This window comes from Pelomonas lactea, assembly GCF_043555885.1.
In the GTDB taxonomy this organism is placed as follows: domain Bacteria; phylum Pseudomonadota; class Gammaproteobacteria; order Burkholderiales; family Burkholderiaceae_C; genus Pelomonas; species Pelomonas lactea.
This window is the reverse complement of the sequence record NZ_JBIGHX010000002.1, coordinates 936,580-950,357: the sequence shown is the minus strand read 5'-3', so window position 1 is coordinate 950,357 and position 13,778 is coordinate 936,580. Positions and strand designations below refer to the sequence as shown.

The 13,778-nt window shown below is 70.4% G+C and carries 11 protein-coding genes; 7 read left to right on the top strand and 4 right to left on the bottom strand.

The genetic code is table 11. The annotated features are described in order from the left end of the window. The first annotated feature begins 259 nt into the window (after nt 1–259). On the top strand, nt 260–1,390 hold the full coding sequence (locus ACG04Q_RS08565) for a TIGR03088 family PEP-CTERM/XrtA system glycosyltransferase (RefSeq protein ID WP_394510469.1): 1,131 nt from the start codon (nt 260–262) through the stop codon (nt 1,388–1,390). 4 nt (nt 1,391–1,394) lie between these two features. On the opposite strand, the gene ACG04Q_RS08560 is transcribed toward ACG04Q_RS08565, so the two are convergent. Genes ACG04Q_RS08560 through ACG04Q_RS08550 form a run of 3 tightly spaced genes read right to left on the bottom strand, consistent with a single transcriptional unit; the run spans nt 1,395 to nt 4,472 of the window. Continuing rightward, nucleotides 1,395–3,005 carry a glycosyltransferase family 39 protein gene (locus ACG04Q_RS08560; protein WP_394510468.1) on the bottom strand — a complete coding sequence of 537 codons (1,611 nt, stop codon included), beginning with the start codon at nt 3,003–3,005 and terminating at the stop codon, nt 1,395–1,397. A gap of 2 nt (nt 3,006–3,007) precedes the next feature. Beyond that, a complete protein-coding gene (locus ACG04Q_RS08555; RefSeq protein WP_394510467.1) occupies nt 3,008–4,072 on the bottom strand; it encodes a glycosyltransferase family 2 protein in 1,065 nt (354 codons plus the stop codon). Between the two features lie 19 nt (nt 4,073–4,091). Beyond that, nucleotides 4,092–4,472 (bottom strand): GtrA family protein, encoded by a 381-nt coding sequence (locus ACG04Q_RS08550; RefSeq protein WP_394510466.1) that lies wholly within the window; start codon nt 4,470–4,472, stop codon nt 4,092–4,094. A gap of 231 nt (nt 4,473–4,703) precedes the next feature. Here ACG04Q_RS08550 and ACG04Q_RS08545 point away from each other — a divergent pair, with 231 nt between their 5' ends. Genes ACG04Q_RS08545 through ACG04Q_RS08520 form a run of 6 tightly spaced genes read left to right on the top strand, consistent with a single transcriptional unit; the run spans nt 4,704 to nt 12,645 of the window. Then, entirely contained in the window at nt 4,704–6,623 is a 1,920-nt protein-coding gene (locus ACG04Q_RS08545; RefSeq protein ID WP_394510465.1) for an XrtA/PEP-CTERM system amidotransferase, read from the top strand. A gap of 19 nt (nt 6,624–6,642) precedes the next feature. After that, nucleotides 6,643–7,959 (top strand): nucleotide sugar dehydrogenase, encoded by a 1,317-nt coding sequence (locus tag ACG04Q_RS08540; RefSeq protein WP_394510464.1) that lies wholly within the window; start codon nt 6,643–6,645, stop codon nt 7,957–7,959. Further along, a complete protein-coding gene (locus tag ACG04Q_RS08535; RefSeq protein ID WP_394510463.1) occupies nt 7,956–9,176 on the top strand; it encodes a glycosyltransferase family 4 protein in 1,221 nt (406 codons plus the stop codon). The genes ACG04Q_RS08540 and ACG04Q_RS08535 overlap by 4 nt, the downstream gene beginning before the upstream one ends. Continuing rightward, complete coding sequence (locus ACG04Q_RS08530) at nt 9,173–10,375, top strand: glycosyltransferase family 4 protein (RefSeq protein ID WP_394510462.1); 1,203 nt, start codon at nt 9,173–9,175, stop codon at nt 10,373–10,375. The genes ACG04Q_RS08535 and ACG04Q_RS08530 overlap by 4 nt, the downstream gene beginning before the upstream one ends. Beyond that, on the top strand, nt 10,368–11,681 hold the full coding sequence (locus tag ACG04Q_RS08525) for a putative O-glycosylation ligase, exosortase A system-associated (protein WP_394510461.1): 1,314 nt from the start codon (nt 10,368–10,370) through the stop codon (nt 11,679–11,681). Before ACG04Q_RS08530 ends, ACG04Q_RS08525 begins: the two co-directional genes overlap by 8 nt. A 7-nt stretch (nt 11,682–11,688) precedes the next feature. Further along, nucleotides 11,689–12,645, top strand: a complete 957-nt coding sequence (locus tag ACG04Q_RS08520) for a polysaccharide deacetylase family protein (RefSeq protein ID WP_394510460.1) — start codon at nt 11,689–11,691, stop codon at nt 12,643–12,645. 6 nt (nt 12,646–12,651) lie between these two features. Here ACG04Q_RS08520 and wecB read toward each other — a convergent pair whose 3' ends face one another. After that, entirely contained in the window at nt 12,652–13,764 is a 1,113-nt protein-coding gene (gene wecB, locus ACG04Q_RS08515; RefSeq protein WP_394510459.1) for a non-hydrolyzing UDP-N-acetylglucosamine 2-epimerase, read from the bottom strand. Between the last annotated feature and the right edge of the window lie 14 nt (nt 13,765–13,778).

The following is a 13,778-nucleotide window of genomic DNA, read 5'->3' as shown; positions in this document are numbered from 1 at the left end:
ACGACCTGCCGCGGGCGGATGCCATCGTGGCGGCGGTGTCGCACAAGGAGTACGCCGCGCTGAGCGTCGAGGACATCGGCAAGAAGCTGGTCAAGGGTGGCGCGTTCATCGACGTGAAGGCGGCGTTCGACGCCGCCGCGCTGCAGGACGCCGGCTTCCGGCTCTGGCGCCTGTAAGGATGAAGCCCCCGCGCGTGCCCTGCACGCTGCCCCCCGAGGGACTGCGTCAGCGCCTTCGGGCGGCCGGGCGGCGCTGAGCTGTGCCGCCTCCAGACCCGCGGCCGCTGGTCGTCCATCTGCTGCACCGCTTCGACACGGGCGGGCTGGAGAACGGCGTCGTCAACCTCATCAACCACCTGCCGGCCTTCCGGCATGCGGTGGTGGCGGTCACCGAGATCACGGCCTTCAAGGACCGCGTGCAGGCGCCGGGCACGCAGTTCATCGCGCTGAACAAGCCGCCGGGGCAGGGTTTCTGGCTGTACCCGCGCGTCTACCGGCTGCTGCGGGAACTGCGGCCTGCGGTCGTGCACACGCGCAACCTGGGGGCCATGGAGTTCCAGTGGCCGGCCTGGGCGGCCGGCGTGCCGCTGCGCGTGCACAGCGAGCATGGCTGGGACACCGGCGACCTGGGCGGCGTGAACCGCACCAACCAGCGCCTGCGCCGGCTGTATGGCATGGGCACGCACCGTTTCGTGGCGCTGTCCCGGGCCATCGAGGACTACCTCACCGGCCCGGTCGGGTTGCCCGCCCCGCGCGTGCAGCGCATCTGCAACGGCGTGGATACCCGGCGCTTCGCGCCGACCGCCGACGTGCCCGCGGCCTGGCCCTACCGGCGCGGCGAGCACCTGGTCATCGGCGCCGTGGGCCGCATGCAGGCGGTGAAGGATCCGCTCAACCTGGTCGAGGCTTTTCTGCGCCTGCGCGAGTTGTGCCCCGCGCAGTGGCCCGCCCTGCGGCTGGCGATGCTGGGCGGCGGCCCGCTGCTGGAGGCGGCGCGGCAGCGGCTGGCCGATGCCGGCGCCGCGCAGCAGGCCTGGCTGCCCGGCGACCGCGCTGACATCGCGGCGCTGCTGCCCCAGGTGGACATCTTCGCGCTGCCGTCGCTGGCCGAGGGCATCAGCAACACGCTGCTGGAGGCCATGGCCTGCGGCTGTGCGCCCGTCGCCACCGCGGTGGGGGGCAATCCGGAGCTGGTCAGCAACGGCATCAACGGCCTGCTCGTGCCGGCCGGCGATGCCGAAGCGCTCGCCGCGGCGCTGGCCGGCCTGGTGCGGGAGCCCGCGCGGCGCCGGGCGCTGGCCGACGCGTCCAGGCGCCGTGCCTGCGCCGAGTTCGACCTCGCCGGCATGACGGCCCGCTACGGCGCGCTGTACGCCTCGGGCCGCGGCTGAGGGTTCACAACAGCCGGTAGATGCGCACGTGGCTGCCGCGGTTGATGCCGGGTGTGGGCCTTGATTCGTAGACGAGTTCCGCCGGGCCCAGCGTCTGGCGGTACTTGGCGATCCCGGCTGCATAGGCGGCCGGCTCGCGCTCCATCAGGCCCAGCGTGTCGCCCAGCATCACGTACCGGATGCCGGCTGCGCGCACGTCGCCCGGCTGGTTGAGCTTGCCGAGGTTGCCCGACGTCCAGGCGTACACATAGGGTGACGTGTCCTTCACGAGCAGCCCGTGCTCGTCGGCCGCGTAGACCTCGTAGTGGCGGTTGTCGGGCTGCGGTGCGCCGCTCTCGATGGCGATCCGCGAGCCCTGCGGGATGTGCTGCGCCACCCAGCGGCTGGCCAGCGTCCGGTTGTCATCCGCCTGACGCTCGCGCACGCTGGTGTGGCTGGCGTGCAGGCCCTGGGCGACACACAGGCCCAGCAGCACGGCCGCGATGGCCTGTCCGGCCTGGCGCGGCAGCGCGCGTTCGGCAAACAGCCGCGCCGGCAGCTCCAGCAGCGCCGCCAGCAGGATGCAGAACAGCGGCAGCACGGGGATGACCCAGCGCGTCCAGTGCAGGTTCAGCGACGAGATGAAGAGCAGGTAGCCGCCCGCCAGCGCCAGCACCGGCAGCGCGAGCCGCCGTGTCGCCAGCACCCCGGCGCCGCCAGCCAGCGCGATGACGGCTGCTGGACCGAAGCTGTCCAGCGTCAGCGCCTCCAAGTAGCCGCGCAGCGACGGCGCGAACCCCGGGCTCGTCGCGCCGAGGTGGGTGGTGCGGGCTTCGCCGGCCACGTCCTTCAGCACCTGCGCGAAGTCCAGGAACATGTAGGGTGAACCGACAAACGCAGCGGCGATGCAGGCGGCCGTGGCAATGGCGATGGGCTGCCAGGCGGCGGGCTTGTCCGGGCGGGCGCGGCGCTGGTCCACGACGAAGGCCGTGATCAGCCCGATGGACGCGACGACGGACGGGTACTTGCAGCTGACGGCCAGGCCCAGCACCGCGCCGGCCGCCGCATAGTGGGCCAGCCGGCCGATGGCGGCCGCGCGGCAGCACAGCAGCGCGAACAGCGTCAGCAAAAAGGTGTGCTGCGCGTCCGTGCGGGCGATCTGCGAGAACTCCACATGCAGCGGCGCCACGGCCAGCAGCAGGCCCGCGCCCAGCGCCGGCACCACGCCGAGGAACTGCCGCGCCAGCAGCGCCGTGACGGCGATGGTGGCGATGCCGAAGGTGGCGGCCACCCAGCGGGCGACGAGGTAGAACCGCGACGGCTCGCTCCAGAACGCCTTGCCAAGCTCCGACAGCTGCTGCACCTCGCCGACGACGACGGCGCGCACGCCGTCCAGCGCGAATGCCGCCGCGTTCGTGTAGATCGTGATGGTGCCCGGATGGCCGAACCAGTGCGGATTCAGGTCGCGCGATGCCAGCACCTTGAAGGCCTTCGTCACGAAGACCGGCTCGTCGACGTCGTACAGATAGGGCAGGCCCCACTGGATGCCCGCCAGGCGCAGCCAGGCGCCCAGGGCCAGCACGACGAACATCGCGGGCAGCGCGAGGCGGGGACGGAGCAGTTGGCGCAGCGACATCGTCAGCGTCCCTGCGTGGTGCCGGCGTGCTCCGCCACGCGCGGCGCAGGCTGCGCCGGCGCACCGGCCTGCCAGGCGCCGGTGATGGCTTCGACATGGAAACGCGGCCGTTCCTTGCTGGCCTCGTAGATCTTGGCGAGGTACTCGCCGATGACGCCCAGGCTGAGCAGCTGGATGCCGCCCAGCAGATACATCGGGATGACCGTGGACGCCCAGCCGGGCAGGGCCACGTCGGTGAACAGCCGGATGAACAGCGCCCACAGGCCCAGTCCCACACTGATCAGCGACACCACGCCCCCCAGGCCGGTGATGGCCCGCAGCGGCGCCGCCGAGAACGACGTGACACCGCGCCAGGCCAGGCTCAGCATCTTGGACAGCGGGTACTTGGATTCGCCGGCGAAGCGCTCGGCGCGGTCGAACTCCACGACGCTGCTGCGATAGCCCAGCTGGGGGATCATGCCGCGCAGGAACAGGTGGGTCTCCCGGTAGTGGCGCAGCGCTTCCAGCGGCCGGCGCCCCATCAGCCGGTAGTCGGCGTGATTGAAGACGACCTCCACACCCATGGCCGCCAGCACCTTGTAGTAGCCCTCGGCGGTGAAGCGCTTGAAGAAGGTGTCGGTGTCGCGCCGGCGGCGCACCGCGTAGACGAGTTCGTCGCCGTTGCGGAACGCGCGGATCATGGCGGGGATGATGGACAGGTCGTCCTGAAGGTCGGCGTCCAGGCTGATGAGCGCGTCGCCTCCCACCGACATCAGGCCGCACAGCAGCGCGTTCTGGTGGCCGCGGTTGCGGCTGAGCTTGATGCCGCAGGCGTCGGGGCGCTCGCGGCCCAGCGTCTCGATGAGCGCCCAGGTGCCGTCGCGGCTGCCGTCGTCGATGTAGTAGGCGGAGCTGGCCGGTGCGATGAGGCCCAGGCTTTTCAGCTCGTCCAGCAACTGGCCCAGCCGATGTGCCGTCTCGCGCAGCACGGCCTGCTCGTTGAAGCATGGCAGCACGAAGTTGACGACGGGCGCGGTGTCGCCGAGCCAGCTGGCCGGGGCGAAGGCGGTGGGATCGATCAGTTGCATGGAGGCCTTGTGGTCAGTGTCAGCGCCTGCGGAACACCCAGAGCCGGCTGAGGGCGAAATTGCTCGCCAGCACGCCGGCGGTGGCCAGCAACTGGCTCGCCACGCCGTGCAGGCCCACGCCCAGCGCCAGTTGCAGCAGCACCGCGTTGAGCGCGCAGCCCAGCGCCACCATCACGAGGAAGCGCAGCTGCTGGCTGCGGTCACCCACCGGTCCGCCCTGGCGCGCGAAGGTCAGCCGGGCGTTGGCCCAGTAGTTGAACGCGGCGCTGATCAGGAAGGCCGCGGTCGACGCCGGCACCAACGCGATGCCGCCGGCCAGCACCATGGCCAGGGTCAGCACGTACTGCAGCGCGGTGGCAAGCGCGCCGACGGACAGGAAGGACAGAAGCTGGCGGAACAACACGGGGCTCGGAACGGCAGAAAACCGGGGGCGCCGCAGTATCGGCGGTGGCGGTGCGCCGGGTGGCCCGGCGGGGGAGGCGGCATCCCCTGCACGGGGGGGCTGACGTGCGCGTTGTCACGCATGGCGGCCTCATTGGCCGGTGGCGTCATCAAGCTCGGTAAGAATCCACCGTTTACCGCGCAGCCCCGCGCGGCCATCCCATTGATCGGTTGAACCAGGTTCCAACGCATGTGCGGCATCACCGGACTCTTCGACACCCGCGGCCAGCGTCTGCCCGAGCGCGAGCGCCTGCACCGGATGAACGAGTCCCAGCACCATCGGGGCCCGGACGAGGGTGACCTGCACATCGAGCCCGGCGTGGGCTTCGGCCACCGGCGCCTGTCGGTCATCGACATCGCGACCGGCCAGCAGCCCATCTTCAACGACGACAAGTCGGTGGCGCTGGTCTTCAACGGCGAGGTCTACAACTACCTGGAGCTGATGGACGAGCTGCGCGGCCACGGCTACGTGTTCCGCACCAAGAGCGACTCCGAGGCCATCGTGCGCGCCTGGGAGCACTGGGGCGAGGATTGCGTGCACCACCTGCGCGGCATGTTTGCTTTCATGGTCCACGACCGCCGCCGCGACTGCCTGTTCATGGCGCGCGACCGGCTGGGCGTGAAGCCGCTGCACTACGCGATGACCGAGGATGGCTGGCTGCTGTTCGGCTCGGAGCTCAAGAGCCTGATGGCCCACGGTGGCCTGCGCCAGGAGATCGACCCGCGTGCCGTCGAGGCGTATTTCGCGTTGGGCTACGTGCCCGACCCGTGGACCATCTACCGCCACGCGCAGAAGCTCGCACCCGGCCATCGCCTGCTCGTCAAGCGCGGCCAGCCGCTGGGCGAACCGCAGCGCTACTGGGACGTGCGCTTCACGCTGGACGCGAAGATCGGCGAGGAGGAGGCCGCGGAGGAACTGCGCCGCCGCCTGACCGAGTCCGTCAAGCTGCGGCTGAAGGCCGAGGTGCCGCTGGGCGCCTTCCTGTCGGGCGGTGTCGACTCCAGCGCCGTCGTCGCGGCCATGGCGCAGCTGGATGACCAGCCCGTCAACACCTGCTCCATCGGCTTCGACGACCCCAAGTTCAACGAGACCGAGTTCGCACAGATGGTGGCGGACCGCTACCGCACCAACCACCGCGTCGAGACGGTCAACAGCGACGACTTCGGCCTGGTGGACCTGCTGGCCCACCTCTACGACGAGCCCTATGCCGACTCGTCCGCCATCCCGACCTACCGCGTCTGCGAGCTGGCCCGCAAGCACGTGACCGTGGCGCTGTCCGGCGACGGCGGCGACGAGAGCCTGGGCGGCTACCGCCGCTACAAGATGCACATGATGGAAGAGCGCATGCGCAGCGCCTTCCCGCTGGCGCTGCGCCGCGGCGTGTTCGGGCCGCTGGCCCGGATCTACCCCAAGGCCGACTGGGCGCCGCGCGTGTTCCGCGCCAAGACCACCTTCCAGGCCATCGCGCGCAACTCGGTGGACGCCTACTTCAACACCATGGGCCTGGTGCGCGACCCGCTGAGGCAGGCCCTGTTCAGCGACGGCTTCAAGCGCGACCTGCAGGGCTGGCATGCCAGCGAGGTGTTCCACCACCATGCCCGCCGCGCCGAGACCGACGACCCGCTGGCGCTGATCCAGTATCTCGACATCCACACCTACCTGCCCGGTGACATCAACACCAAGGTCGACCGCGCCAGCATGGCCCACAGCCTGGAGGTGCGCGAGCCGCTGATGGACCACCACCTCGTGGAGTGGATCGCGACGCTGCCCTCGCAGCTCAAGCTGCGTGGCCAGGAGGGCAAGTACATCTTCAAGAAGGCGCTGGAGCCCATGCTGCCGCATGATGTGCTGTACCGGCCCAAGATGGGATTCGCCGTGCCGCTGGCGCGCTGGCTGCGCGGCCCGCTGCGCGACAAGACCCGCCAGGCGCTGCAGCACGGCGCGCTGGCGCAGACCGGCTGGTTCGAACCCGCCACCATCGCTCGCCTGCTGGACCAGCACGAGCGCGGGCAGCTGGATCACGCACAGCCGCTGTGGGCGCTGCTGATGTTCGACGCCTTCCTGCGCAACGCGGGCCTGGGCACCGCCACGGCTCGCGCCGCCGCCTGATTTCGACAAGGACAACAAGATGAAGGTTTCCGTTTTCGGCCTGGGCTATGTGGGCGCCGTGTCATGCGCCTGCCTGCCCGAGTTGGGCCACGAGGTGATCGGCGTGGACATCAACCCGCTGAAGGTCCAGCTGATCGCGTCGGGCCAGTCGCCCGTGGTGGAGGAGGGCATCGAGGAGCTGATCGGCGCCGCCGTCAAGGCCGGCAAGCTGACGGCGACGAACGACGTGGCCGCCGCCGTGCAGGGCACCGAAATCTCGCTGATCTCGGTGGCCACGCCGTCACTGCCCAACTACATGCCCGACCTGACGGCGCTGGACGCCGTCGTCGGCCAGATCGGCGCCGAGATCGCCAAGAAGGACGGCCATCACACGTTGGTCATCCGCAGCACCGTGGCGCCCGGCACCACGCGGGCGCGCATCGCGCCGCTGCTGGAGAAGGCCGCCGGCCGCCGGATCGGCGACCGGCTGTCGCTGGTGTTCAACCCCGAGTTTCTGCGCGAAGGCTCGTCGGTGGCCGACTTCCACAACCCGCCGCAGACCATCGTCGGCAGCCTGGACGAGGTCGGCGTCGAGGTCATGAAGCGCCTGTACACCGGCGTGCCCGGCAGCTTCGTCGCGGCCGACGTCGGCGTGGCCGAGTCGGTCAAGTACCTGTGCAACGTCTTCCACGCGCTGAAGATCGTCTTCGCCAACGAGGCCGGTGCCGTGCTGAAGGAAGCGGGCCTGGACTCGCGCGACGTGCTGGCGCTGTTCTGCGAGGACAAGCAGCTCAACATCTCCAAGGCCTACCTGCGCCCCGGTTTCGCCTTCGGCGGCTCCTGCCTGCCCAAGGAGGTCAAGGGCTTCCTGACCATCGCCCGCGAGCAAGGCGTGGACATCCCCGTGCTGGGCTCGCTGCTGACCAGCAACGACGCCCACATCGGCCGTGCCTACGACCTCATCGCCGCCAACGGCCGCAAGCCCGTCGCGCTGTTCGGCCTGGCCTTCAAGCCCGGCACCGACGACCTGCGTGACTCGCCGCTGGTGGTGCTGGCCGAGAAGCTGCTCGGCAAGGGCTTCGATCTCGCCATCTACGACAAGTTCGTCAAGATCGCGCGGCTGCTGGGCAAGAACAAGGAATACATCGACCGCGAGATCCCCCACCTCGACAAGCTGTTGCACGAGACGCCCGATGCGGTGCTGGCGCGGGCCGAGATCGTCGTCGTGGGCCATGCGGATGCCGAGACGCGCCAGCGCATCATCGCGCTGGCCAAGGGCGCGCGCGTGGTGGACCTGAATGGCTACGCCGACCTGCGCGACGCGGGGTTTGCCGAGTACGAGGGCATCTGCTGGTGAGCCAGCCGGAGCGCCGCCTGAAGCTCGCCTTCATCTCGCCGGTCTTCCTGTTCCCGGCCGATGCGGGCGGCAAGATCCGCACGGGCAACATCCTGCGCGGCCTGAAGGAGAGCGGCCGGTTCGACATCACGCTGCTGTCGCCGGCCACGCCGCAGCAGCAGCGCGACTGGCGGGGCGAGCTGGACAAGCAGTGCCACCGCTTCATCGGCTGGGCGCCCAGCCCGCCGCGCCCGCGCTGGCGGCGCGCGCCGGACCTCCTGTCGGCCCTGCCCATCAACGTGGTGTCCGACCGCACGCCGGCCGCCGTGGCGGCCGTGGAGCGGCTGCTGGCCGACGAGACCTTCGACGTGGTCGTGTTCGACTTCGTCCACGCCGCCGTGTTGCGCCCCGCGCAGCTGCAGGGCGCCACGGTCTGCTTCACGCACAACGTGGAGGCCGAGATCTTCGAGCGCCATGCGAAGACGGCCGCGAGCGCGCCGCTGCGCTGGCTGTGGGCCTCGCAGGCGGCCAAGATGCGGCGGTTCGAGCGCGAGGCGCTGGCACGCTTCACGCGCGTCGTCGCCGTGTCCGAACGCGACGCGAAGAAGTTCGCGGCCGACGGCCTCGCGACGGCACGCGCCATCCCGACCGGCGTGGACCTCGACTTCTTTTCCTGGCAGGCGCCCGCGGACGGCGCGCCGGTGGTCGTCTTCACGGGCTCCATGGACTGGGAAGCCAACGTCGACGGCATCCGCTTCTACATCGAGGACGTCTGGCCGCGCGTGCGCGCCCAGGTGCCCAATGCGCAGCTGCGCGTCGTCGGCAAGAACCCGCCGGCGGCATTGGTGCAGCGCCAGGTGCCGGGCGTCAGCTTCACCGGTTTTGTCGACGACGTGCGCGACCATGCCCGCGACGCGCAGGCCTTCGTCATCCCGCTGCGGGTGGGTGGCGGCACGCGCATCAAGGCCTTCGAGGCGATGGCCATGGGCCTGCCGGTCGTGTCGACGACCATCGGCATCGAAGGCCTGGACGTGGACCATGGCACGCACTTCCTGCGCGCCGACGGCGCCGACGAACTGGCCAGCGCGACCTGCCGGCTGATCGCCGACGGCGCGCTGCGGCTGAAGCTGTCGCGCGCGGCGCGCGAGCTGGTCGAGGACCGCTTCGGCCATCGCGTCGCGGCCGACGTGTTCGGCCGCATCCTGCTGGAAGCTGCCGCGGCCGTGGAGCAGGCGTGACGCTGCCGAAGCTGCTGACCTTCTCGTCGCTCTACCCGAGCAGCGCGCGGCCGCAGCACGGCTTGTTCGTCGCGGCGCGGCTGCGCGAGCTGCGTGCCCGGCATGGCTTCGATGCGCAGGTGCTGGCGCCGGTGCCGTGGTTCCCGTTCACGTCGGCGAGCTTCGGCGAGTACGCGGCCTGGGCCCGCACCCCGGAGGCCGAGGACTGGCAGGGCCAGCCGGTGGCGCATCCGCGCTACCTGATGCTGCCCAAGATCGGCATGCACCGGCAGCCCGACGCGATGGCGCGCGCTGCGGCGGCGTGGATCGCGCGCAGCGGCTGCCAGTTCGACGTCATCGACGCGCACTACTTCTACCCGGACGGCGTGGCCGCGGCGATGCTGGCGCGGCGCTTCGGCAAGCCGCTGGTCATCACGGCGCGCGGGTCTGACCTGAACCTCATCGGGCGGGACGAACGTGCCCGCCGCCGCATGCTGGACGCCTGTGCGCAGGCCCAGGCCTGCGTGGGCGTCAGCCAGGCGCTGGTGGACGTGCTGAGTGGCTGGGGCGTGCCGCCGGACAAGCTGCACGTCATCCGCAACGGCGTCGACCTTGCTCGCTTCGCCGTGCAGGACGCCGCCGCGGCGCGGGCCCGCCTGGGGCTGCCGCTTGACGCGCCGGTGGTGCTGAGCGTGGGCAACCTGTTCGAGCTGAAGGGCCATGCGCTGCTCATCGACGCGGTGGCGCGGCTGACCCAGGCGTGGCCGACGCTGCAGCTCGTCATCGCGGGCGAAGGGCCGGAGCGCGAGCGGCTGCAGCAGCTCATGCACCAGCATGGCCTGCAGGCACGCGTTCGCCTGCTGGGCGCCGTGCCGAACGCTGACCTGCCGCACTGGTACGGCGCGGCGGACCTGTTCGCGCTGCCGTCCAGCCGCGAGGGCCTGCCCAACGTGATGCTGGAGGCGCTGGCCTGCGGCACGCCGGTGGTGGCGACGGCGGTCGGCGGCATCCCGGAGGTGCTGGGCGGGCAGCCCGACGCCGGCCTGCTGCTGGACGAGCGCAGCCCGGCGGCGCTGGCGCGGGCCATCGACGCGGTGCTGCGTCGCCCCGCTGATGCTTCAGCGCCGCGGCGTGTGGCCGAGGCCTATTCCTGGGAGCAGTCGACAGCGAGGCTGGCAGCCCTGATGCGGTCGATGACGGAGAAGGTGAATCATGCGTGACCTGGCGATCGCGGCCGTGCTGCTGTGGTTTGTGCTCAGCGCGTTCCGGAAGCCGTGGATAGGCATCCTGGGCTGGACGTGGGTGAGCATCATGAACCCCCACGCGCTGAGCTGGCAGTTGCAGAGCCTGCCGGTGGCGGCGGCGGTGGGTGGCTCCACGCTGGTGGGGCTGTTCGTCGCCAAGACCGGCAAGGAGTTCTTCCTGTGCCGCGAGAACGCGACGCTGATGCTGTTCATGCTGTGGATGACCATCGTGCTGCCGTTCTCGATGATCTTCGACGCCAGCTACCCGCTGTGGAACCGGGTCATGAAGATCGACCTGATGATCCTGGTGGCGATGGTGCTGCTGCACAGCAAGCGGCACCTGATCCTGCTGGTGTGGACGCTGGTGATCTCCATCGGCTTCTACGGCGTGAAGGGCGGTTTGTTCACGCTGGCAACGGGCGGCAGCTACCGCGTCTGGGGGCCCACCAACACCTACATCGAGGGCAACAACGAGGTGGCGCTGGCCATTGTGGTGACCATCCCGCTGATGCGCTTCCTGCAGATGCAGATGAAGAACCGCAAGGCCCAGCTGATCATGAGTGGCTGCATGATCTCCATGGCGTTGGCCGCGCTGGGCAGCCATTCGCGCGGCGCGCTGCTGGCCATTCTGGCGATGGGCACCGTGCTGTGGTGGCGGGGCAAGAACCGGCTGGTCGGCGCCATCGGCTTCATCGTCGTCGGGTTGGCGCTGCTGTCCATCATGCCGGCCGAGTGGTGGAACCGCATGGACACCATCAAGGACTACAAGGAAGACGACTCGGCCATGGGCCGCATCAACGCATGGTGGATGGCCTTCAACCTGGCCAAGTCCAACTTCTTCGGCGGCGGCTTCCACATCTACGAGGCCGGCATCTTCGCCGCCTACGCGCCCAATCCCAACGACGTGCATGCCGCGCACAGCATCTATTTCATGGTGCTGGGCGAACTGGGGTTCATCGGCCTGGGCATCTTCCTGACGTTGTTCCTGTACACCTGGGGCACGGCCGGCAAGGCGTTCAAGGAGGGGCGCAAGCAGCCGCAGACGCAGTGGGTGTCCGACCTTGGCGGGATGATCCAGGTCAGCTTGGTCGGCTTTGCGGTGGGCGGCGCCTTCCTCAGCCTGTCGTACTGGGACCTGCCCTACAACCTGATGATTCTTGCCGTGGGTGCTTCCCGGTGGCTGAACGGCAAGCGCTGGCTGACGGAGCCCGACGGGCCGCTGGTGCCGCTGCCGGCCTTCATCGCCGACCGGTTCAGGCGCAGGCCGGTGCCGCGCCTCTGAAGAGACCATGCTGAAGACTGCTTTGACTCTGCTGTCGCCGGCCGGCGCGGCCGCGCGGCTGACCGTGCTGATCTTCCATCGCGTGCATGCGGCGGTGGACCCACTGTTCCCGGACGAACCGGATGCGCGGCGTTTCGACGAGGTGCTGGGCTGGCTGGGCGCCTGGTTCAACGTGCTGCCGCTGGACGACGCGATCCGGCGCTTGCAGGCCGGCAGCCTGCCGGCGCGTGCGGCCTGCATCACCTTCGATGACGGCTACGCCGACAACCACGACGTGGCGCTGCCGCTGCTGCAGCGGCACGGCCTGTCCAGCGCCTTCTTCGTCGCCAGCGGCTTCCTGGACGGCGGCCGCATGTGGAACGACACCGTCATCGAATCGGTGCGGCGCACGCAGCTGCCGCAGCTGGACCTGCGCGGCGTCGTCGACGAGGAGGGCGGGCGCTTCGACCTGGGCGACCTCGCCACGCGGCGGCAGACGCTGCATCGCCTCATCGGCCACCTCAAGTACCTGCCGCCGGACGAGCGCCTGGCCCGCGTCAACGCGCTGGCCGAGCGGGCCGAGGTGCAGCCGCCCACCGACCTGATGATGACGTCGGACCAGCTGCGCAGCCTGCGCGGCGCGGGCATGGTCGTCGGCGCGCACACGGTGAGCCACCCCATCCTGAAGACCTTGTCGGCCCGGCAGGCCGCGGACGAGATCGACAGCGGCCGCCGCTGGCTGGAGCAGGCGCTGGGCGAGCGCGTGTCCCTGTTCGCCTATCCGAATGGCCGGCCGGGCGTGGACTATGCGCCCGACGTGCATCCGGGCATGGTGCGCGAGCTGGGCTTCGACGCGGCCGTGTCCACCCACTGGGGCGCCGCGCGTGCGGGCACCGACTGCTACCAGCTGCCGCGCTTCACGCCTTGGGACCGCGGCCGTGCGCGCTTCGGGCTGCGCCTGGCGCGCAACCTGCTGACGTCCTGACGGCGCTCAGGCGAGCTTGCCGGCCAGGATGCCGACGATGCGCTCGGCGGCCTGGCCGTCCCACAGCGCCGGGCGGCGCCCGGCGGGGCCCTGGCCATCCAGCACGCGCTGGCAGGCGGCCTTGACGTTGTCGGGGTCCGTGCCGGCGAGGATGTTGGTGCCCTCGGTCACGGTGACGGGGCGCTCGGTGCTTTCGCGCATCGTCACGCAGGGCACGCCCAGCGCGGTCGTCTCCTCCTGCAGGCCGCCGCTGTCCGTCAGCACCAGCGCGGCATCGCGCCACAGGTGCAGGAAGGCCATGTAGGTCTGCGGGCCCAGCAGGTGGACGTTCGGCGACACCGTCAGGCCGTAGGCCTCCAGGTTCTTGCGCGTGCGCGGGTGCATCGGGAAGACGACGGGCAGCCGCTCCGCGATCGCGTTGACGATGCCGATGGCGCGGCGCAGGTTGTCCTCGCCGTCGACGTTGCTGGGGCGGTGCAGCGTCACGACGGCGTAGCGGCCGAGCTGGCGCTTGATGGCGTCGGTGGCCAGCGTGGCCACATCGAACGCGGTGCGCAGTTGCGCGTCCTGGTAGAGCAGGTTGTCCACCATCACGTGGCCGACGTCGAACACGCGGTCGTCGGGCTTGCCTTCCTGCTTCAGGTGCTCGCGGCCCGACGGCTCGGTCACGAAGTACCAGTCGGTGATGGCGTCGGTGACGATGCGGTTGACCTCCTCAGGCATGCGCATGTCGCCGCTGCGCAGGCCGGCCTCGACGTGCGCCACCGGCACGCCGGCCTTCTTGGCGACCAGCGCGCAGGCCAGCGTGGAGTTCACGTCACCCACCACCAGCGTGCAGGCCGGGGTGCTCTCCAGCAGGTGCTTCTCGTAGGCCACCATGATGCGGGCCGTCTGCTCGGCCTGCGTGCCGCCGCCGCAGCCCAGCTGCACGTCGGGCGCGGGGATGCCCAGCTCCTCGAAGAACACGTCGTTCATGTCGCGGTCGAAGTGCTGGCCGGTGTGGATGAGCTGGAAGGCCAGCCTGCCGTCGGCGCGCAGCGCGCGGATCAGCGGCGCGATCTTCATGAAGTTGGGCCGCGCGCCGGCGATCAGGTGGATCAGGGGTCGGGAGGAGGGCATGGCGGGGTTCCAGT

What these genes read in the sequence shown, in the direction of transcription:
- ACG04Q_RS08560 (WP_394510468.1), bottom strand. Translation starts at nt 3,005, where the DNA reads ATGTCGCTGCGCCAACTGCTCCGTCCCCGCCTCGCGCTGCCCGCGATG.
- ACG04Q_RS08545 (WP_394510465.1), top strand. Translation starts at nt 4,704, where the DNA reads ATGTGCGGCATCACCGGACTCTTCGACACCCGCGGCCAGCGTCTGCCC.
- wecB (WP_394510459.1), bottom strand. Translation starts at nt 13,764, where the DNA reads ATGCCCTCCTCCCGACCCCTGATCCACCTGATCGCCGGCGCGCGGCCC.
- ACG04Q_RS08540 (WP_394510464.1), top strand. Translation starts at nt 6,643, where the DNA reads ATGAAGGTTTCCGTTTTCGGCCTGGGCTATGTGGGCGCCGTGTCATGC.
- ACG04Q_RS08525 (WP_394510461.1), top strand. Translation starts at nt 10,368, where the DNA reads ATGCGTGACCTGGCGATCGCGGCCGTGCTGCTGTGGTTTGTGCTCAGC.
- ACG04Q_RS08520 (WP_394510460.1), top strand. Translation starts at nt 11,689, where the DNA reads ATGCTGAAGACTGCTTTGACTCTGCTGTCGCCGGCCGGCGCGGCCGCG.
- ACG04Q_RS08555 (WP_394510467.1), bottom strand. Translation starts at nt 4,072, where the DNA reads ATGCAACTGATCGATCCCACCGCCTTCGCCCCGGCCAGCTGGCTCGGC.